General features: G+C 64.9%; 17 protein-coding genes. 12 read left to right on the forward strand and 5 right to left on the reverse strand.

Translation table 11 applies throughout. The features are described from left to right. Positions 1-5: 5 nt before the first annotated feature. On the reverse strand, positions 6-2,561 hold the full coding sequence (locus tag AC5W54_RS11390) for a heavy metal translocating P-type ATPase (RefSeq protein ID WP_495962208.1): 2,556 nt from the start codon (positions 2,559-2,561) through the stop codon (positions 6-8). A gap of 442 nt (positions 2,562-3,003) precedes the next feature. Here AC5W54_RS11390 and AC5W54_RS11395 point away from each other — a divergent pair, with 442 nt between their 5' ends. The 8 genes from AC5W54_RS11395 (at position 3,004) to AC5W54_RS11430 (ending at position 12,347) form a co-directional block, all read left to right on the forward strand. After that, positions 3,004-4,542, forward strand: a complete 1,539-nt coding sequence (locus AC5W54_RS11395; RefSeq protein ID WP_495962209.1) for an ABC transporter substrate-binding protein — start codon at positions 3,004-3,006, stop codon at positions 4,540-4,542. A 275-nt stretch (positions 4,543-4,817) separates the two neighbouring features. After that, positions 4,818-5,765 carry an ABC transporter permease gene (locus tag AC5W54_RS11400; protein WP_495962210.1) on the forward strand — a complete coding sequence of 316 codons (948 nt, stop codon included), beginning with the start codon at positions 4,818-4,820 and terminating at the stop codon, positions 5,763-5,765. Beyond that, the gene (locus AC5W54_RS11405) at positions 5,752-6,675 is read left to right on the forward strand and encodes an ABC transporter permease (protein ID WP_495962211.1); all 924 of its coding nucleotides are present in this window, start codon (positions 5,752-5,754) and stop codon (positions 6,673-6,675) included. The genes AC5W54_RS11400 and AC5W54_RS11405 overlap by 14 nt, the downstream gene beginning before the upstream one ends. 34 nt (positions 6,676-6,709) lie before the next feature. Beyond that, positions 6,710-7,432 carry a GntR family transcriptional regulator gene (locus tag AC5W54_RS11410; protein WP_495962212.1) on the forward strand — a complete coding sequence of 241 codons (723 nt, stop codon included), beginning with the start codon at positions 6,710-6,712 and terminating at the stop codon, positions 7,430-7,432. 72 nt (positions 7,433-7,504) lie between these two features. Then, positions 7,505-8,593 (forward strand): ABC transporter ATP-binding protein, encoded by a 1,089-nt coding sequence (locus AC5W54_RS11415; protein WP_495962213.1) that lies wholly within the window; start codon positions 7,505-7,507, stop codon positions 8,591-8,593. Further along, positions 8,580-9,629: an ABC transporter ATP-binding protein gene (locus AC5W54_RS11420; RefSeq protein ID WP_495962214.1), complete on the forward strand. Its 1,050-nt coding sequence runs from the start codon at positions 8,580-8,582 to the stop codon at positions 9,627-9,629. The genes AC5W54_RS11415 and AC5W54_RS11420 overlap by 14 nt, the downstream gene beginning before the upstream one ends. A gap of 130 nt (positions 9,630-9,759) precedes the next feature. Continuing rightward, entirely contained in the window at positions 9,760-11,076 is a 1,317-nt protein-coding gene (locus tag AC5W54_RS11425; RefSeq protein WP_495962215.1) for an NAD(P)/FAD-dependent oxidoreductase, read from the forward strand. 107 nt (positions 11,077-11,183) lie between these two features. Next, complete coding sequence (locus AC5W54_RS11430) at positions 11,184-12,347, forward strand: DSD1 family PLP-dependent enzyme (protein WP_495962216.1); 1,164 nt, start codon at positions 11,184-11,186, stop codon at positions 12,345-12,347. Positions 12,348-12,390: 43 nt separating this feature from the next. Here the strand turns inward: AC5W54_RS11430 and AC5W54_RS11435 are convergent, their stop codons facing one another. After that, on the reverse strand, positions 12,391-13,551 hold the full coding sequence (locus AC5W54_RS11435) for a M20 aminoacylase family protein (protein ID WP_495962217.1): 1,161 nt from the start codon (positions 13,549-13,551) through the stop codon (positions 12,391-12,393). A 270-nt stretch (positions 13,552-13,821) separates the two neighbouring features. On the opposite strand from AC5W54_RS11435, the gene AC5W54_RS11440 reads away from it, so the two are divergent. After that, on the forward strand, positions 13,822-14,685 hold the full coding sequence (locus tag AC5W54_RS11440) for a GNAT family N-acetyltransferase (RefSeq protein ID WP_495962218.1): 864 nt from the start codon (positions 13,822-13,824) through the stop codon (positions 14,683-14,685). A gap of 71 nt (positions 14,686-14,756) precedes the next feature. Continuing rightward, positions 14,757-16,211 carry an aldehyde dehydrogenase family protein gene (locus AC5W54_RS11445; protein ID WP_495962219.1) on the forward strand — a complete coding sequence of 485 codons (1,455 nt, stop codon included), beginning with the start codon at positions 14,757-14,759 and terminating at the stop codon, positions 16,209-16,211. A 132-nt stretch (positions 16,212-16,343) separates the two neighbouring features. On the opposite strand, the gene AC5W54_RS11450 is transcribed toward AC5W54_RS11445, so the two are convergent. Further along, positions 16,344-16,541, reverse strand: coding sequence for a heavy-metal-associated domain-containing protein (locus AC5W54_RS11450; protein WP_495962220.1), 198 nt, complete (start codon positions 16,539-16,541; stop codon positions 16,344-16,346). A 361-nt stretch (positions 16,542-16,902) separates the two neighbouring features. Between AC5W54_RS11450 and cueR the strand changes: the two genes are divergently transcribed. Then, on the forward strand, positions 16,903-17,334 hold the full coding sequence (cueR, locus tag AC5W54_RS11455) for a Cu(I)-responsive transcriptional regulator (protein WP_495962221.1): 432 nt from the start codon (positions 16,903-16,905) through the stop codon (positions 17,332-17,334). Positions 17,335-17,414: 80 nt separating this feature from the next. Here cueR and cmoB read toward each other — a convergent pair whose 3' ends face one another. Together cmoB and cmoA are read right to left on the reverse strand one after the other, a co-directional pair. Next, on the reverse strand, positions 17,415-18,407 hold the full coding sequence (cmoB, locus tag AC5W54_RS11460; protein ID WP_495962222.1) for a tRNA 5-methoxyuridine(34)/uridine 5-oxyacetic acid(34) synthase CmoB: 993 nt from the start codon (positions 18,405-18,407) through the stop codon (positions 17,415-17,417). Position 18,408: 1 nt separating this feature from the next. Next, positions 18,409-19,179, reverse strand: a complete 771-nt coding sequence (gene cmoA, locus AC5W54_RS11465; protein WP_495962223.1) for a carboxy-S-adenosyl-L-methionine synthase CmoA — start codon at positions 19,177-19,179, stop codon at positions 18,409-18,411. 87 nt (positions 19,180-19,266) lie between these two features. Between cmoA and pgi the strand changes: the two genes are divergently transcribed. Then, positions 19,267-20,949 carry a glucose-6-phosphate isomerase gene (gene pgi, locus AC5W54_RS11470; protein ID WP_495962224.1) on the forward strand — a complete coding sequence of 561 codons (1,683 nt, stop codon included), beginning with the start codon at positions 19,267-19,269 and terminating at the stop codon, positions 20,947-20,949. The last annotated feature ends 11 nt before the right edge of the window (positions 20,950-20,960 follow it).

Here is a 20,960-nt window from a genome sequence, read left to right on the forward strand (position 1 = left end):
GTCAGTCAGGCGGCTTGCGTGACCTGGTGGCCAACCGGTGCGGCATCCTCCGCTTCGAGCGCGATCGGCGGCCGGAAGCCCTTGAGGCGCAGCGCATTGGTCAGCACACAGATGCTCGAGGCGGCCATGGCCACGGCGGCGAAGATCGGCGAGAGCAGGATCCCGAAGGCGGGAAACAGCACGCCGGCGGCCACCGGGATCAGCACGGTGTTGTAGGCGAAGGCCCAGAACAGGTTCTGCTTGATGTTGCGGATGGTGGCCCGGGACAGCGCAATAGCATTGGGCACGTTGCGCAGGTCGCCGGACATCAGCACCACCTCGGCGGACTCGATGGCGATGTCGGTACCGGTGCCGATGGCGATCCCCACATCGGCCTGGGCCAGCGCCGGTGCATCGTTGATGCCGTCGCCGACGAAGGCCACCAGGCCGCCTTCGGCCTGCAGACTCTTCACCGCATCCACCTTGCCGTCGGGCAGCACTTCGGCCACCACCTTGTCGATGCCGAGGCGTCGGGCGATGGCCTCGGCGGTGCGCCGGTTGTCGCCGGTGATCATCGCAACCTGCAGGCCTTCGGCGTGCAGCGCACGGATGGCGGCCGGCGTGGACTCCTTGATCGGGTCGGCGACGGCGATGATGGCGGCCAGGCGGCCGTCGATGGCGGCATACAGCGGGCTCTTGCCCTCGTCGGCGAGGCGGTACGCGGTCTTGGCGAAGACCTCCACGTCCAGCCCCAGCTTGCGCATGTAGCGGTCGGCACCGACGTCCACCCGCTGACCCTCGACCCGGGCCGCGACACCGAAGCCGGGGATGGCCTCGAAGTCCTGGATGGTGGCCGGTTCCATTCCGCGTGCCTTGGCCGCGTTGACGATCGCCTCGGCGATGGGGTGTTCCGACTGGCGCTCCACGGAGGCCACCAGGCCCAGGGTGTCGGCCTCGTCGAAGCCCTTGGCCACCACCAGGTCGGTCAGCTCGGGCCGGCCCTTGGTCAGGGTCCCGGTCTTGTCCAGCGCGATCACCTTGGCGTCGCGCAGCGACTGCAGGGCTTCGCCCTTGCGGAACAGCACGCCCATCTTCGCCGCCTTGCCGGTCCCCACCATAATGGAGGTGGGGGTGGCCAGGCCCATGGCACACGGACAGGCGATGATCAGCACCGCCACGCCGTTGACCAGGGCGAAGGTCAGCGCCGGGGCGGGGCCGAAGATCAGCCAGATGCCGATGGTGATCAGTGCCGCGACGATCACTGCCGGCACGAAGTAGTTGGTGACCTTGTCCACCATGGCCTGAATGGGCAGCTTCGAGCCCTGGGCCTGTTCGACCATGCGCACGATCTGCGCGAGCAGGGTGTCGGCGCCGACCTTGGTGGCCCGGAAGCTGAAGCTGCCCACCTTGTTGATGGTGCCGCCGACCACGTCCGCGCCGGCTTCCTTGCGCACCGGCACCGGTTCGCCGGTGATCATCGACTCGTCGACGAAGGAGCTGCCGTCGGTGACCTGGCCGTCCACCGGGACCTTCTCGCCGGGCCGCACCAGCACGATGTCGCCCTGGCGCACCTCGTCGATGCCGATCTCCATTTCCTGGCCGTCGCGGACCACGCGGGCGGTCTTGGCCTGGAGCTTCATCAGCGCCTTGATGGCCTCGCTGGTGCGGCCCTTGGCGATCGCCTCGAAATAGCGGCCGACGAGAATCAGCGTGATGATCACCGCCGAGGCCTCGAAGTAGACGTTCACCGTGCCGGCCGGCAGCACCTGGGGAAGAAAGGTGGCCACCACCGAATAGCCCCAGGCGGCGGAGGTACCCAGCATCACCAGCGAGTTCATGTCCGGGCCGCCGCGCATCAGCGCCGGCCAGCCCTTCTGGTAGAAGCGCAGGCCGGGGCCGAACTGCACCACCGAGGCCAGGGCGAAGAACAGATAGAAAAGGTTCTGCTGGCCCACGCTCATGTGCAGCCAGTGATGCAGCATGGGGATGAAGTGCGAGCCCATGTCCAGCACGAAGACGGGCAGCGTGAACACCGCGGCGATGGTGACCGCGCGCTTCAGCTCGCTGATCTCCTGTTCGCGGGCCTCGCGTTCGCGGTCGCTGCGGTCCGGTGCGTCGCTGGCGGCTTCGGCGTCGTAGCCCGCGGCCTGCACTGCCTCGATCAGGGCCTGCGGGGTCACGGCCTCGGCGACCACTTTCAGGGTCGCTGTCGCCGTGGCGAGGTTGACGCTGGCGTCGAGCACGCCGGGTACGCCGGCGAGCTTGCGCTCCACGCGGCCGACGCAGGAGGCGCAGCTCATGCCCTTGACCGTCAGCTCCAGGGTGTCGGTAACGGCGGGATAGCCGGCGGTGTCCACTGCCTGCACGACGGCGGCGATGTCCGCCTGGTCGGCGGCGAACGCCACCTGGGCGCGCTGGGTGGCCAGGTTGACGGAGGCGTCGATGACCCCTGGCACGCCGCGGATCGCCTTCTCGACCCGGCCGACGCAGGAGGCGCAGCTCATTCCTTCTATGGACAGGGAGTACGCATCGGCTTCGTCGAGGGCGTTCTTCGTTGTTGACGGCATGTTGTCGGTTGGCATGGTCCACCTCCTCTGGTGTGCCGCAGTGGGATAGTGGAAAGCCTAAACCTTCTCATCGTGGGAAGGTCAAGAACCTTTCTGAAAGCCTCGTATGTTGTCTACAAAAGACAGTTGACAAATTTTTTTTCGTCGCCCTATCTTTTTTCAACGGTGCAAGGCTTGGCGAAGTGGCGCGCGGGATGCCTGACGAACGCGTGGCGACATGCCCAAGCGTAACGGCAGCGAGAGGGTTGGCAGCGTCGGGTACGGCACGGCATCCAGAGGCGCCAGGCATTGTTCTCTTGATTTTCCATTCGCCTCTTGACCTTCCCAGTATGGGAAGGTCTAGGTTCCTAAACATGGCCATCACGGCACACCAAAAAGAACAAGAGAGGCAGGATGCCCCTGCGAAGTCCTTCACTACATGTCGTTCTGCACAATAACAAGCGAGAGGGAGAGACCCATGAATGCTCAAAACTGCCTCAAGGCTGTACCCGCCCTGCTCCGAGGGGTGGCTGTCGCTGCCATGATCGGCCCGATGGCCGCTTCCGCCCTGGCAGCCTCCGGTGGGAAGGTCGTCTTCGGCGAGCTCTACACTCCGGCCTCGGGGTGGGCGCTGGAGACTATCGACTCCTACGTGCTGTCGCGGGCCGGCTGCCTGGAATCGCTCGCGTACATGAACTATGACGCCTCGATAAAGCCGGCGCTGGCCGAGTCCTGGGAGCAGGTATCGCCGACGGAGTGGGAGTTCCAGTTGCGCGAAGGGGTGTTATTTCAAGATGGCACCGCCTTGACGCCGCAAATCGTCAGCGATTCGCTCAACCGGGTGTTGAACGCGGCGTCTCCGCCGCGAATGTTCAATCCTGGTGTGATCGACTCCGTGGAACCGGTGGGTGAGCGTGTCGTGCGTGTTACCACCAACACGCCGGACGTCTTCGTGCCCAGCCGCCTGGCCAGCACGGAAACCGGTATCCTCGCCCCGGCGGCGTTCGCCGACGGTCGCATCAACCCGGTAGGGCACTGCACCGGGCCCTTCGAGATCGTGCGTGAGATTCCCCGCCAGGGCCTGGAGCTCAAGCGTAACGAGAACTATTGGGGGGGGGAGGTAAAACTGGCCGAGGCGGAGGTGCGCTACATCCCCGACGGGCAGGTGCGTTCCGTGATGATGGAAACCGGCGAGATTCATATCGCTCGCCAGATACCCGTGTCGGCACTGGCGCAGATGGAGCGCTCGAAGACGCTGGAGGTGAAGACCATCGAAGCGCCGCGAACCACCACGCTCTATCTCAACAATCGTGCCGCGCCACTGGACAACATGAAGGTGCGTCAGGCGATCCAGAGCGCCATCGACCTGACAGGTATCGCCGAGGCGGTCTATGAAGGTTCGGTGATCCCGGCAGTGGGGCAGTTCTCCTCGAACACGCCCTGGGCACCGGAGAATGCCGCCCCCATGTCCCAGGACCTGGAACGTGCTCGTCAACTTCTGGCGGAGTCGGGTGTGCCGGCGAGCGAGCTGCAGTTCGAACTTATGGCTTATGTGGAGCGACCGGTACTGCCCGACCTCGCCGCGGTCATCCAGTTCCAGCTTCAGCAGTTGGGGATGAAAGTGAATATTCGGGTCTCGGAATGGAACGCGATCGAGCCGCAGCTGCTCGCGGGCGATTTCGACATGGTATTGATGTCGCGGGGTTACCTCACCGATGTGGGGGACCCGGTCGGCATGCTGGTCGCGGACTACAGTTGTGACGGCGGCCACAACCTGGCCGGGTTCTGCGATCCGGAAGTGGACGCCCAGTTGGAGAAAGCCAGTGGTCTGGGGGAGCCCGAGGAGCGTAATGCCATCTACCGGGATATCGCGGCACGCCTGCAGGAGGAGGCGGTGCATGTGTTCCTGATCCACGAGACCATCAGCGAGGCGGTCTCCAACACCGTAGAGAACTATCAGGTACATCCCTACGAGCGCACCGCCTTGCACAAGGACCTGGAAATCAAGTCCCACTAGTGACTTTTCCAGGGAAGCGCTGGCTCATGTCGCGAGCACAGCATGTCAGCGTTTCCCAAACGAGCATGACAACAATAAACGGAGACCCGCTGATGAACAGCATGAGACTTCAGCCCTCGATGTCCTCCTTCCACGATCATCAGCTGGCAGATCTCGGCGACGTGCCGCGGCTGCTCGACCGGTGAGGGGGGGGCTCGTGAGACACATGGCATCACGGAGCCTGGTTCCGACCGTGCCGGAACAGGATCCACACGATCACTGGGAGGGCTGACAGCATGTTGATTTTCATATTACGCCGATTGGCAGTGCTGGCACTGGCGTTACTGGTCGTATCCTTTCTGGTCTTTCTCATCCCCTATATCGGGGAGGCGGATCCGGTGCGGGCATTGGCCCGGGCACGTTTCGGTCGTCTGGATCTGGATGCGGCCACCGTCGAGGCGCTGCGCATCGAGCTGGGCATGCATAGGCCCTTGCTGGTGCAGTACCTGGACTGGCTGGGCAAGGCCGTGACCGGCGATTTTGGCAGCTCGTACATGAGCCGTGAGCCGGTCATCGAGCAGGTCTGGTCGGCTCTCAAGGTGTCCATCGTGCTGACGCTGGCGGCGCTGGGCTTCGCCTTCGCCGTGGCCGTTCCCGCCGGCAGCATCGCTGCCCTGCGGCAGGGCGGCTCTTTCGACATGACGACCAAATCGCTTAGCCAGGCGTTTGTGGCCGTGCCGGAGTACTGGCTCGCCCCCATGACCATCCTGGTCTTCGCCCTCTATCTGGGCTGGCTGCCGTCGGCGGGCTGGCGGGGCCCGGAGTCGGTGATCCTGCCGGCCCTGGCCCTGTCGCTGCGCCCCATGGGCTATTTCACCCAGGTCATGCGAGCCTCGATGATCGACGTGCTCAACTCCCCCCATATCGTGGCGGCGCACAGCCGCGGCCTGAGCGTTCGGCACACCCTGATCGCCCATGGCCTGCGCAACGCCATGCTGCCCGTGATCACGCTGTTCTCGGTGTGGATGGCGGGCCTGCTGGGTGGTGCGGTCGTCATCGAGGTCATCTTCGCGGTACCCGGCATGGGTCGGTTGGTCTACACGGCGATCGTCAATGGCGACCTCCCGGTGCTGCAGGCGGGACTGGTCGCTATCGTCACCTTCGCCGTGCTGATAAACACGGTCACGGATCTGGCCTATACCGTTCTCAACCCGGTAGTGAGGATCGACAATGCCACAGCTTGATACCCCAATCTCGCCGGACAGTGTGCAGGGCCTGAGGTCCAGAATGGGCAACGTACATATGGTGTGGACCTTCCTCGTCCACCTCTCCCGGCATAATCGTACCCTGTTGCTGGCCAGTATCGTGTTCGCCACGGTGATCGTCCTGTTGCTGCTCACGCCCTGGTTGGCTCCGCACGACCCTTCGAGCATGACGCTCTCGGGCCGCTTCTCGGGCCCCAGCGCGGAACACTGGCTGGGGCTCGATCACCTGGGCCGGGATGTCTTCAGTCGCCTGCTCTACGGCGGCCAGTTCTCGGTCTCCATTACGGCCATTACCCTGGTGATCTCGGCCGTGCTTGGCACCCTGCTGGGCGTGATCAGTGCCCGGGTCGGTGGTGCCGTGGATGAATTCCTGATGCGCCTCGTGGACCTGATGATCTCGTTTCCGGATGTACTGGTGGCACTGTTCCTGGTCGCCATCCTGGGGCCGGGCTATGGCACGCTGATCCTGGCGCTCACCATTACCGGTTGGTCGCCGTTTGCACGGATGACGCGCGGGCTGGCCCTGGAGATCAACTCCAAGGATTATATCCGGGCGGCGGAGATACTCGGCTGCACGCGCACCTTCATCATCGTGTATCACGTGATCCCCAATGTCCTGAGGCCGCTTGCGACGATTGCGTTCCTGCGCTTCGGCCACAAGTTGATCACGGTGGGAAGCCTGTCCTTCCTGGGGCTCGGGGTGCAGCCACCCGATACGGATTGGGCCGCGATGCTGGCCGAAGCACTGCCCTACCTGGGTCGTGCCCCCGCCCTGGTGCTGATTCCCGGCCTGGCGATCTTCATTACCGCGCTGAGTGTCACGCTGGTCGGGCAAGGCCTGGAAGCGCATATGGATGCAAAAATGAAGTGGCGCCACGATGATAAGTAATGGTTATTTCATTGATGACGAGAAGGAGTGCGCCATGATGAAGTTACATGCGGGCCCAAAACCCGTCGTCCGCTCGACCATGTCCAGCATGGTCACTGAGCAGATTCGTGAAGCCATTCTCTCGGGCGTCTATCCCCCGGGCATGCAATTGAACGAGAAGCTGGTCGCCGAGAGCTGTGGCGTCAGCCGTGGGCCGGTCAGAGAGGCCATCCAACGCCTGTTGCAGGAGGGGCTGCTCATCAGCGAGCCGCACCGGGGGGTGTTCGTCCCGGAACTTACGGAAGACGATCTCGAGGATATCTATTTTACCCGTGACGCCGTGGAGCGTGCGGCATTGCGGCGGATCGTTCACTCCGGTGCCAGGCAGGAACTCACCGAACGGCTCCTGTCGAGCGTGGAATCCATGCGCATAGCGGCCGAACAGGAAGACTGGGCCGAAGTCGCTGCCCAGGATATCCGCTTTCACTCCGAGTTGGTGAATGCTGCCGGCAGCCAGCGGCTGTCACGCCTGTTCGCCACGCTCATGGCGGAAATGGGCCTCTGTCTCAACCAGTTGCTTGGGGTATACCGCGGACGTGGGCGGCTGATTGAAGAACATGAGCACTTGGCGAAGCTGATAGCGAGCGGTAACACCAAAGAACTCGAAAAAGCCATGGCCGACCATCTTCAGGAGCCGGTCGAAACCATCCGCAATGCGTGGGAAAACGCGAGGCAAGGAGCTGCACAAACGCGTGCCACTCGTGCGGAGAAAAGCTGAGTCGGCAGAACTGAAACTGAATGAGCGTGGCTAGACACCATCACCCGAATAATCACAATGAGGGGGTTCAAGATGCTTGCCAATCAAACAATCATGCAGCACCAGGTACGACCGGAAGCCTGTGAACCGGTCCTCGAAGTCGAGCACCTCACGGTGGGTGTTCCCGGGGTCGGTGCCATCATCAACGACTTGAACCTGACCATTCGCCGGGGTGAGATTCTTGCCCTGGTGGGGGAATCCGGATCCGGCAAGAGCATGACCGCGCGTAGCCTGATGCGCCTGATGCCGTCCGGGATCTCGATCCTGGAGGGATCGGTGCGTATCTGTGGCGAAGAGGTGCTCTCGCTGCCCGAAGACAAGTTCAATGAGTACCGCGGTGCCAGAATCGCGATGCTGTTTCAGCAACCCCACGTGATGCTGGACCCGACCTGCACGGTCGGCGCCCAGGCCGGCGAGGCGTTGCATGTCCACCGGCATCTTTCCGCCGAAGAGGAGCACGAACGGGTCGTGCAGCTGTTCCGCGACGTGGGGATCCCGGAGCCCGAAGAGCGGATGAAGTGCTATCCGCACCAGATGTCCGGGGGGATGGCGCAGCGCGTTATGATCGCGGCGGCGCTGAGTGCCGAGCCCGACCTGCTCATCGCCGATGAACCCACGACCGCCCTGGATGTCACCGTCCAGGCGCAGATTCTTCAACTGCTGGATCGCAAGCGCAGGGAGAGCAATCTTTCCATCCTGTTGATCACCCATGATCTTTCCGTCGTCTCGGCGATCGCGGACCGGGTGGCCGTGATGTACTCGGGGGAGATCGTGGAGCAGGGGACAACCGACGAGATCCTGCACCACCCTCGGCATCCCTACACCCAGTCGCTGATTCACTGCTCGCTCCTGCAGGCCGATGAGTCGGGGCAACTGTATGCCATTCCGGGAAATCCCCCGGAACTGCTGTCGCAGATTCCAGGGTGTCGGTTCCGTTCGCGCTGTCAGGTCGCCGAAAAGTGGGGACACCCCGAAATCTGCTCGCGGCTCGCTCCGCCGATGGTCGAGCATGATGGGCCCGGCTGCTGCGCGCGGTGCTGGGTCGGAGCATCAGATGACATCCAGGCCCAGGCCATCAAAATCTGTCAGTCCGACGTGGAGGGTGACCATGATGGCTGTTGAGACACGAACCGACCCCAGGGCACCGATTCTCCGGATAACGGATGCCGTAAAATACTACCCGCTACGCGGCGGTCTCTTCCGTCAGCGGCGGCAGGTGCGATCGGTGGATGGCATCAGTCTCGCCGTTGCCAAGGGCGAATCCCTGGGGCTGGTGGGCGAGTCGGGCTGCGGCAAGAGCACCCTGGCGCGGCTGATCCTCGGCATGTCGTCACTGACCTCGGGCCATATCGATATCGACGGTATCGACGTCTCGTCGGCCAGGAGCAGCGAGCGCAAGCGGCTGCGGCGTACCGTGCAGCTCGTTTTCCAGGATCCCTTCAGTGCGCTGGATCCTCGCATGACCATAGGACGAAGCCTGTATGCGCCGCTGTCCCAGAACCGCATCGGAACCAGGCCCGAGCGGCTGCAGCGGATCCTCCGTGCCTTGAACGATGTCGGCCTGGATCCGAGTTTCATCAACCGCTTCCCCAGCCAGTGCTCCGGTGGCCAGCTGCAGCGGGTGGTGATCGCGCGTGCCCTGCTGCTCGAACCGCAGGTGCTGGTGTGCGACGAGCCGACCTCGGCGCTGGACTCCTCCATGCGATCCCAGATCCTGAACCTCCTGGCATCCCTCAAGGAGCGCTACAACCTTACCCTGGTGGTCATCTCCCATGACCTGCGCGTGGTGCATTACCTCTGTGATCGTGTTGCGGTCATGTATCTGGGACGCATCGTGGAAGTCGCCGAGAGCGAGGAGCTCTTCCAGAATCCGCGTCATCCCTACACGCGCTCGCTGATCAATGCCTCGATGCTCGAAGAGAAAGGGCTCGAGGGGTGTGCGATGGCACGTGGGGAACCGCCAAGCCCGATTGCTCCTCCGCCGGGTTGCAGTTTCCACCCGCGCTGTCCCATCGCCAGGCCGGAGTGCTCCCGTGCCCTCCCGGAGCTGATCGCAATCAGCGATGGGCACCAGGTTCGCTGCCCCTACCACGCCGCCGATTCGGAGGAGAGTGCTCCTGCCAGTCGGGTAGACATGGCGGCAGTGGGTTCCGGTTAGCGACACGGATCATGTTCGAGCCGCTGATGCTGATTCACTCGTCCAGGGAAGATGAGTGCTGAATCGTTGTCGGCAACTTTCATTTTCGGCTGATGTTCGATAATCCTGAAATCACCCAAGGTTACCTGCCGTGTCACCATCGATTAAGTACATCCCAAGCGATGGGAGACTTCCTTCCTCGGCTGGCGTCGTCATTATCGGCGGTGGCATTGTCGGTGCGACTGCCGCCTATTTCCTGGCCAAGAGGGGCCATTCAGTCGCCCTGATCGAGAAGGGCCATGTCGGCGGCGAACAGTCGAGCCGCAACTGGGGCTGGTGCCGGCAGCAGAACCGTGATGCCCGCGAATTGCCGATCTCCGGTCTGGCCATGCGGCTATGGGACGAACTCACGGCGGAGATTGGTACTGATCTTGGGTTTCGCCGCTGCGGCCTCAAGTACGCGACCGACGATGCCAAGCAGCTCGCCGAATGGGAAGCCTGGCGAGAGACGGCGCGCCAGTTCGACATCAATACGCGGATACTGAGCCCGGCGGAGGCGACCGCCGCGATTCCGGCGGTGGGGCGGCAATGGCTGGGCGGCGTCCACTCCGTCGATGACGGCAAGGCGGAGCCCGCCATTGCGGCGCCGGGGATTGCCGAGGGCGCCCGCGCGCTGGGCGCCAGCATCCACCAGAACTGCGCCGCCTACGGTCTCGATATCACCAATGGCGCGGTGACGGGCGTGATCACCGAACAAGGGGTTATCCGGACCAATGCGGTCCTGTGTGCCGCCGGCGCCTGGGCATCGGCGTTCTGTCGGCGCCACGGGATTCGCTTCCCCCAGGCGAGCGTGCGCCAGACCGCACTGCGTACGCGCCCGGCGCCAAACCTCGGGGAGGCGCTCTACACACGGGATTGCACGCTTACCCGCCGCCTCGATGGCAGTTATACGGTGGCCCTCAGCGGCAAGGCACGGCTTGAAATCACACCCCAGGGCATCCGCTATGGGAAGGAGTTCCTGCCCATGTTCATCAAGCGGCTGGGTGCCATGGAGTTCGGCATCGGCGAGTCTTTCATTCACGGTCCGGAAGGGTTGGCAGGCTGGGGTTCGGATAAGCCCTCCGCGTTCGAGCGCAACCGTGTACTCGATCCCGCGCCCATCTCCGCGGCCGCGATTCTGGAGCAGGTCCGAAGGCGCTTCCCGGCGCTGGCGAACGTCGAAATGGCCGAGTCCTGGGGGGGCTATGTGGATTGCACCCCCGATGCGGTGCCGGTGATCTCCACCGTGGATGGCATGGCAGGCTTCTTCCTGGCGGCGGGTGGTTCCGGACATGGGTTCGGCCTGGGGCCGGGGCTCGGCCATCTGGCGGCTGACCTGGTCGCCAACGATACCCCCTGTGTCGATCCCAAGCCCTTCAGTCTCTCGCGCTTGCTCGATGGCTCGAAGGTGGAGGTAGGCGCGCTTTAACTCGGGCTAACCTTGACCCGCACTGCTTTTAGCGTCGGCGGCGCTTCACCTGCGCCGCGCCTTGAACAGGCTGCCACGCAGCGAAATGTAGAATCAGGAGAGTCAGCATGGTGGTTAATCAGGCTTCCGTGGAGAAAGCCACGCTGCAAACGATCGAAACCCCGTGTCTGATGCTTGATGCTGACCGCATGGACCGCAATGTCCAGCGTCTGAAGTCCCACCTGGCTACCCTCGGGACCAGGTTGCGGCCGCATCTGAAAACAGGGAAATCGGTGGAGGTGGCCCGCCGGGTCATGATGAGCGATGCGGGTCCGGCAACGGTTTCGACGTTGAAGGAGGCGGAGCAATTCGCCGCCGCCGGTGTGCGCGATATCATCTATGCCGTCGGCATCGCGCCCGGAAAATTGGGCCGGGTGTTGGCCTTGCGCGCCGCAGGTGTGGACCTTGCCGTCATTCTCGACAGTGTCGAACACGCGCGCCTGGTTGCCGACGCTGCTCGCGAATCGAACACCCGCATTCCCGCGCTGATTGAAATCGATTGCGACGGCCATCGTTCGGGCGTGTTGCCGGACGACACCGAAAGGCTGGTTGAGATCGGCCGCGCCCTCCATGAGGGGGCTGAGTTGCGCGGGGTGCTCACCCATGCCGGCGGCATCTATGCCGCCCGGGGCCGAGCGGCGCTCGAACGGTGCGCCGAAGAGGAACGCGCGGGTGCGGTCAGGGCGGCGAATGCCCTGCGTGAAGCCGGGTTGCCATGCCCTGTTGTGAGTGTCGGATCCACCCCCACGGCCCATTTCAGCCGGGACCTCACCGGCGTCACCGAAGTCAGGGCCGGCGTTTTCATCTTCTTCGACCTGGTCATGGCCGGCATCGGCGTCTGCACGGTGGACGATATCGCCCTCTCGGTACTGACGACGGTGATCGGGCACCAGCCGGAGAAGGGATGGCTTCTCGTTGATGCGGGCTGGATGGCCATGTCACGGGATCGCGGCACCGCCAAACAGGAACTCGACCAGGGGTACGGTCTGGTCTGTGACGTGCACGGCAAGCCCTATGACGACCTGATCATGGCGGATGCCAATCAGGAGCACGGCGTCATCGCCCTGCGCCCCGGGTCGAAGGGCACTCTTCCCGATCTGCCGATCGGTGCCCGGGTCCGCATTCTGCCCAATCACGCCTGCGCCACCGGCGCCCAGCATGGCAGCTATCACGTGGTGCGCGACGGTTCCGATAGCATTGAGGCCGTATGGCCGCGATTTGAAGGCTGGTAATCCAACACGCGCTACCAGGTGCCGTTTCCGCTAACGCTGCCGCTTAGCTCGCCAGATGGCGTTCGACGAGCGCGACATGCAGGCGAATTCCGGTCGCCAGGACATCGTCGTTGAAATCGTAACGGGGATGGTGCAGCGGTACCTCTGCGTCGCCGCGACCCTGGCCCAACCAGAGATAAGCGCCCTTGCATGCCTGCAGCATGAACGCGAAATCCTCCGAGGTGAAGGCCGGTTCCGGCGCGAGTTCGGCGCGGGCAACGCTGGCCGCAGCGGCCAGTGCCTCGTCGGCGGCAGCCGCATCATTGACCGTCGCCGGATAGTAGCGATTGTAGGTCACGGTCATGCGGGTGCCGCTGGCCAGGGCCACGCCCTCGGCGACCTGCCGCAGGGCTTCCTCGATCCTGTCCTGCACCGCGCTATCGAAGGTGCGGACCGTGCCGACGACACGGACTGCGGCGGGCAGGACGTTGTGCGAACTGCCTCCTTCAATCCGGGTCACGGAGAGCACCGCCGTGGACATCGGCGGAATCCGGCGTGACACCAGCCCGTTGAGCTGGGTGACGAGGTCGCTTGCTGCCAGGATCGCGTCCGGTGTCTTGTGTGGCATCGCGGCATGGGCGCCGAGCCCTTCAACCAGGATGTCGAACTTGTCGGCCGCCGCCATGATCGGCCCCGGCCGCGTCGCAACCGTCCCGGCCGGAAGATCCGGCCAGTTATGGAAGGCGAAAACCCGGTCGCAGGGAAACCGGTCGAACAGCCCGTCCTCGACCATGGCCCGGGCGCCAGCGTGCCCTTCTTCGGCCGGTTGAAAAATGAAATGGACGGTACCGTCGAAGCGACGGGTACGCGCCAGATGCTGGGCGGCGCCCAGCAGCATCGCCATATGCCCGTCGTGACCGCAACCATGGAAGACGCCTGGGTTGCGGCTGGCGTAGGGCAGGCCGGTCTCTTCATGGATGGGCAGCGCGTCCATGTCGGCGCGCAAGCCGATGGCGCGATCGGAATTGCCCACCTTCAGGGACGCGACGACACCGGTTCCACCGATGCCCGTGTGAACCTCCAGCCCGAGCTGGCGCAAGGCCTCTTCAATCTTGTTCGCCGTGCGGTGCTCTTCGTAGGCAAGTTCGGGGTTGGCATGAATATCGCGACGAAACGACACCAACGGCGCCACCAGATCGTCGATTTCCGCTACTTTGTCAGACATCCTCCATCCTCCATCCTCCGTCGGGCAGCTTCAGCCATGTCCCGCTACCCCCCCGGGTTGCCGGAAGGGCGTGCTCATATCATGCACGAGAGCTGTGACAATATCTTGCCAATGCCAGGTGGGTTTATGGCATATCCTACCGTTCACTCTTCGAAATGAGCAGCCCGTACCGCATGGCTGGAGTTAAAGTGGACGGTATCGAAAACACTGACTTCGTTCGCACTTACACGCACCTCCCCGTGTCGACTAGGTTGGGAACAGGAGACTCGCATGTCACCCACGACCGCGGAAGTTAACATCCAGTATCGGCCCATGCTGGAAAGCGACTTTCCGGCAGCGCACGCGCTTTCCCAGGCGGTGCACTGGCGACACCGGCCGGAGGACTGGCAGCTCCTGCACCACCTCGGTAGCGGCTTCGTCGCCGAGTGCGACGGCAGCGTGATCGGTACGGCGCTGTGGTGGCCTCATGGCGACGACCATGCCTCGCTCGGCATGGTGATCGTCTCGCCGGAGGCCCAGGGGCGGGGCATTGGGGGCGAGTTGATGAACCGGCTGCTCGAGGCGATCGGCGAGCGCAACACCCTGCTCCACGCCACACCGGCCGGGCAGCCCCTCTACGAACGGCTCGGCTTCGAGGCGATCGGCAAGGTCCACCAGCACCAGGGTACGGTCGCTCCCCGCGCGCCCGTCGCACCGCCGCCGGGCACGCGCCTGCGGGCGGCTGAGGCGGGCGATGGCGCCACGTTGGTGGCGCTGGCCTCCCGCGCCGCCGGCATGGCGCGTGCGCGGGTCGTGAACGAGCTACTGCGCACCGGCGAAGGCGTCGTCATCGAGGACGATAACGGCAATCCGGTCGGCTTCGGCATCCTGCGCAGCTTCGGGCAAGGCGACATCATCGGTCCGGTGGTCGCTCCCGATGCAGAACACGCCCGCGCGCTGCTCAGCCACTTGGCTGTGACGCGCATCGGCTCCTTCGTGCGTATCGACATGTGCGATGAGCACGGACTGGATTCCTTGTTGAGCGAGCTGGGGCTGGCGCACGTCGATACTCCAGTGGCCATGGTGCGGGGCGAGGCCCCGCAGGCGGACCCCGGCATCCACCAGTTTGCCATCGCCAGCCAGGCGTTTTTCTGAGCCCGGTCACTTCGAGCCCCGTGATTCTTGCTCATCGTGGGAGCCTATTACCGTCTCAAGGATCGATTCCAATGACCTCACCCATCGCACATCTCAGCAACGCGGACCGTCTCGATCGCCTGTTCATCGACGGCGAGTGGACCTTACCCGAACCCTTGACCCGAACCGCTGTTGTCGATCCCTCGACGGAGGAGTCCGTCGCCGAGATCGCCCTGGGCAGCAGCATGGACGTCGACACGGCGGTGGCCGCGGCGAGGCGCGCGTTCGCGGGCTGGTCCGCCACCTTGCCCGAGCGCCGTGCCCAGTTCCTGGATCGCATCCACGCCCTGATCCTCGAACGGACGGAACTGTTCGCCCAGGCGCTCTCGCTGGAAATGGGGGCTGCCATCGGCTACGCGCGCAGCGCTCAGGTACCGCTGGCGGCGGAGCACATCCGCGTGGCGCGGGACAATCTGGCCACCTATCCCTTCATCACCCATCGTGGCACCACGGCCATCCTGCGCGAGCCGATCGGTGTGTGCGGTCTGATCACCCCCTGGAACTGGCCGCTCTATCAGATCACCGCCAAGGTGGGTCCCGCCTTGGCGGCAGGGTGTACGGTGGTGCTGAAGCCGAGTGAGCTGTCGCCCCTGAGTGCCTTGCTCTTCGCGGAGGTGGTGCAGGACGCCGGTATTCCGCCGGGCGTCTTCAACCTCGTAAACGGTGATGGCCCCGGGGTCGGCGCGGCCCTGGCGGCGCATCCCGACGTGGACATGATCTCGCTGACCGGCTCGACCCGGGCCGGTGTCCTGGTGAGCCAGGCGGCCGCCCCGACGGTGAAACGGGTGGCCCTGGAACTCGGGGGCAAGTCACCCAACGTCATCCTGCCGGATGCGGATCTGACGCGTGCCGTCGCGCCCGGCGTGGCGGCCGCTTTCCGCAACCTCGGGCAGTCCTGCAGCGCACCAACGCGCATGATCGTGCCCCGCCAGCACCTCCAGGAGGTCGAGCGTCTCGTGTGCGAGGCGGTATCGGGGATGGTCGTCGGCGATCCGCGTTCAGAGGCGACGACCCATGGCCCCCTGGCGAACCGCGCCCAGTTCGAGCGTGTGCGGGAGATGATTGCCGTGGGGATCGCCGAGGGCGCGCGGCTCGTGTGCGGCGGTACTGGCCGACCGCAGGGTCTGGACCGGGGCTTCTACGTTCGTCCCACCGTCTTCTCCGAGGTAGATTCTCAAATGAGGATCGCTCAGGAGGAGATTTTCGGGCCGGTCCTCTGTGTCATTCCCTACGACACCATCGATGAGGCCGTGGCGATTGCCAACGACACCATCTACGGCCTCGGCGCCCATGTCCAAGGCGGGGATCTCGAGACGGCACGGTCCGTGGCGGCCCGGATCCGCTCCGGGCAGGTCCACATCAACTACCCGGCCTGGGACCCCAACGCCCCCTTCGGCGGGTACAAACGTTCGGGAAATGGCCGCGAATACGGCATCGAAGGCATGGAGGAGTATCTGGAGACGAAAGCCGTGCTCGGATTCTCGTGAGCTCCGGCGAAAAGTCATTCATGCCAGGACTGAGACGTAACGCGCCGGAGCAGTGCCATCCTCCGGCTCGCTGAGGGGGCGGTGACGATGAGGGGGCCGCAGGTACGAATCGTACCTTCGGCCCCCTCATTGCTACGCCAACTCGTTGGGATAACCCGCTTCCTCGAGGACAGCAGCAAGGGCTGCTGCATCGGCGCGACTCTCGATCGTCACTTGCTGCTGCGTGAGATCGATGTCCACGTTGGCATCGGCATCCACGGTCTTGATCGCGGTCGTGACGGTAGAGGCGCAGTGGCCACAGGTCATCTTGGGTACCTTGAGTTTCAGCATGGTTTTTCTCCATTTGAGGTGAGGCAGTGACAGCGTGAAGCTTCCCAGTATTGGAAGGTCAAGCGAAGAATCAAAAAATTCCAGCCACCCGCTTGGGGGCTGGATACGCCATTAGCCGATGATGCAGGAGATCTTGCGCACGGTCTCATTGCTGGTCCAGCGGCATTCTGCATCGGCGGCAACCATCAGGGTCTCACCGGCCTTGGCGGGCCGGGCGAGGGGCCGGGACTTCCGGTCTGAAGTTTCCTATTATTGGAGAGATGAACGCCTCGTCATCCAGGGGCGCGAGGCAGACAGCCCAGGGTTCCATGGAGAAGTGGGTACCTAGGCGCGACGATGGCCTGAAAATGGGAGGTAGCTGATGAATATCGGGCAAGCGGCGAAGGCTTCCGGCATCTCGGAAAAGATGATTCGCTATTACGAAAGTATCGGCCTGATTCCCCCGGCCCATCGGACGGAGGCGGGGTACCGGGCCTTCAGCGAGAAGGACATCCACGCGCTGCGCTTCATCTCCCGGGCACGGTGCCTGGGTTTCTCGGTGGGGCAGATGGGCAATCTGCTCGCCCTGTGGCAGGACCGCCACCGGGCCAGCGCCGACGTGAAGGCCGTCGCGCAGGCTCACATCGAGGAACTGGACGGCAAGATCAAGAAGCTGCAGGACATGCGGCAGACCCTGGAGCATCTGGTGAAGCACTGCCACGGGGATGAACGCCCGGATTGTCCGATCCTGGGGGATCTGGCCGCAGAGAGCGTCGAACTGGAGGCCGAAGCTACTTTAGAAACTACCTTATAAGGCAATCCCCGGGAGGGCTCCCCCGGTGATGAGCGGTTGGGCGTGGGTGTCCTCCGCTCTTGCGTCGTTTTGTGGTGTGTTCACTGCGGCCGCTCGGCCATCACCACCGCCCGCCGCGGCGCCGGGTAGCCCTCGCGGGTCTTGGTCGGTTCCTCGGGGTCGAGGAAGTCGGCCAGCGATTGGAAGGTCATCCAGTCGGTGGAGCGCTGCTCGTCGGTGGTGGTCACCGCCTCGTCCACCACCCGCACGTTCGTAAAGCCGCAGCGTTCGAGCCACTGGCACAGCGCCGCCGACGACGGCAGGAAGTAGACGTTGGGCATGGCCGCGTAGCGTTCGCCGGGCAGCAGCACGGTGGTGCCGTCGCCCTCCACCACCAGGGTCTCGAGCACCAGCTCGCCGCCGGGGCGCAGGGCGTCCCTGAGCTGCAGCAGGTGCTCGAGCGGTGAGGGGCGGTGGTAGAGCACGCCCATGGAGAATACCGTGTCGAAGAAGGCGAGCCTCTCGGGCACGTCCTCGATGCCTACCGGCAGGAAGTGGGTGCGCCCGCCGTCGGCGTCGCCGACGAAGTGGCGCACCGCCCGGAACTGCCAGAAGAAGCGCGGCGAGGGGTCGATCACCAGCACGAAGGCGGCCCCGGCGCCTGCCATGCGCCAGGCGTGATAGCCGCTGCCGCCGCCCACGTCGAGAACGCGGCGGCCCCGGAGCGGAGCAAGGTGCGGGGCCACGCGCCGCCACTTCCAGTCGGAGCGCCACTCGGTGTCGATGTGAACGCCGGCGAGGCGAAAGGGCCCCTTGCGCCAGGGGGCGAGCTTGCGCAACAGGTTCTCGCACTGGCGGCGGCGGCTGGCGTCGAGGGCCACCGCGACGCTGACCGTATCGCCGTCCAGCGTCACCTCGCGGGTCTCGGGCAGGGCGGGGAGCTTGGCCACCGCCTTCTCCCAGGCGGGCAGGTCGCCGTAGCGGCTGCGGTCGAGGCCGCGGGCGAGCTGGTCGGGCAGCCGGGCGAGCCAGGCGTCGAGCCCCTGGTCGAGGAAGGCCCGGTAGAGGTCGCGGTGCTCGGCGGCAATCGGCATCTCAGGTCTCCCGCTCGTGTGCATCGCCGCGGGTGTCCTTGAAGGCGATCAAGGAGGCGAAGTTCAGGAACTGGAACCAGGTCAGCGAGCGCGAGAAGCCGGCCCTGGCCAGGCGTTCGTGGTGGGTCGCCAGGGAGTCGGGCAGGAGCACGTTCTCCAGCGCCGTGCGCTTCTGGCTGATCTCCAGGTCGCTGTAGCCGTTGGCGCGCTTGAAGTCGTGGTAGCGCTCCACCAGCCAGGCGTTCTCCTGCTCGTCGGTGGCCGTGATCTTCTCCGAGAGCACCAGCACGCCACCGGGTTCGAGCGCCTCGTAGAGCTTGTCGATCACCGCATCGCGGTCCTCGGGGGCGAGGAACTGCAGGGTGAAGTTGAGCACGACCATCCCCGAGCGGCGGTAGTCGAGGGTGCGGATATCGCCTTCGACGATCTCGACGGCGTGTTCGGGGCATTCGGCGGCCAGGGTCTCGCGAGCCCGGGCCACCATGGCCGGCGACAGGTCGACGCCGGTATAGCGGAAGGCGGCGGGGGGCAGCGTGCCGGCGAGTGCCAGGCCGCCGGCCCCCAGCGAGCAGCCCAGATCGTAGACGTGGGCGCCGTGGCGCAGGTGGCGCCGGGCGATCAGCCCCAGCATGCCGAGTATCTGGCCATAGCCGGGCACCGAGCGGCGGATCATGTCGGGAAAGCAGGCGACGACCTGTTCGTCGAAGGAGAAACGCGCGACCCGGTCGAGGGGTGTCGAAAAGATCGCGTCACGGTAAGATGCGTCACTCATGGGCCAAGCCGGAAATCGTGCGGGAACGGACGCCCATTCTACGTCTCACGCGCTCCGACTGCACGACAGGACGTCAAGGAGGCTTCAATGCATCACCTGCCCATCGATCAGCGTGGCGCCTGGCGCGCCCTGGGCACCCACGCCGACGCCATGCGAGGCGTGCATCTGCGCGACCTCTTCGCCGGCGAGTCCGGCCGCCATGCGGCCTACACCCGCCGTGCGGCGGGGCTGACCCTGGATCTCTCCAAGCAGCGCTGGTCCGACGAGACCTTCGGCCTGCTGCTCGACCTGGCACGCGAGGCCGGGCTGCCCGAGGCGATCCGTGCTCTGCTCGACGGCGAGCGGGTCAACGTGAGCGAGGATCGTCCGGCGCTGCACACCGCCTTGCGCCTGCCGGCGGATGCGTCGCTGGTAGTGGAGGGCGAGGACCTGGTGCCCGAGGTGCACGCCACCCTCGATCGCATGGCCGCCATGGTCGAGCGCTTCCACGCCGGCCAGTGGCGCGGTGCCACCGGCAAGGCGATTCGCAACGTGGTCAACCTGGGCGTCGGCGGCTCCGACCTCGGCCCGCTGATGGTGACCCACGCCCTGGCCGACTACCGGCCGGCCGACGTGCACCACATCGAGGTGCACTTCGCCTCGACCATGGACGGCTCCCAGCTGGCCGACTACCTGGCTCGCCTCAACCCCGAGACCACGCTCTTCGTGCTCTCGTCCAAGTCCTTCACCACCATCGATACCCTCTCCAACGCCCGTACCGCCCGCGACTGGCTGGTGGCGAGGCTGGGCGGCGAGGAGGGAGTCGACGATGGGCTGGTGATGCGCCAGCACTTCATCGGGGTTTCGGCGAGCCCGGAGAAGATGAATGACTGGGGCATCGCGCCGGACCACCAGCTCGAATTCTGGGAGTGGGTCGGTGGACGCTATTCGCTGTGGGGCGGCATCGGCCTGCCCATCGCCCTGATGGTCGGCATGGACAACTTCCGCGAACTGCTCGCCGGGGCCCATGCCATGGACCGCCACTTCCGCGAGGCGGCGCTGGCCGACAACCTGCCCGTGCTGCTGGCGTTGGCGGGGATCTGGAACGTCAACTTCCTGGATATCCGCGCCCATTCGATCCTGCCCTATGACGGCCGTCTGGAGTTCTTCGCGGCCTATCTCGAGCAGCTCGAGATGGAGTCCAACGGCAAGTCGGTGACCCACGACGGCCGCGAGGTGGGTTACTCCACCTGCCCGGTGCTGTGGGGACAGCTCGGGCCCAATGCCCAGCACGCCTTCTACCAGCTGCTGCACCAGGGCACCCAGGCGGTGGAGTGCGACTTCATCGCGCCCCTGGTGCGCTACGACGACGTGACCGACGAGGCGACCCGCGACCACCTGATGAGCCAGCACCGCCTGACGCTCGCCAACTGCTTCGCCCAGTCGCGGGTGCTGATGCTCGGGGACGATGCCATCGAGGACGACGGCCCGCGTCCCGGCCACAAGCGCTACCGCGGCAACCAGCCCTCCACCACGGTGCTGCTCGACCGGCTGACACCGGCCACCCTGGGGGCGCTGATCGCCCTCTACGAACACAAGGTGTTCGTCCAGGCCACGATCTGGGAGATCAACCCCTTCGACCAGTGGGGGGTGGAGCTGGGCAAGAAGATCGCCGGCGAGACCCAGCGTATCCTGGAGAACCGCCAGGGCCTCGAGGCCATGGACGACTCCACCCGGGCCCTGATCGAGGCGGTATGGGCGAGCGAGAGGGTGATGGAGAGCGGTTCGTGACGAGGCTGGCT

The organism is Halomonas sp. LMYGS-3, assembly GCF_059509875.1.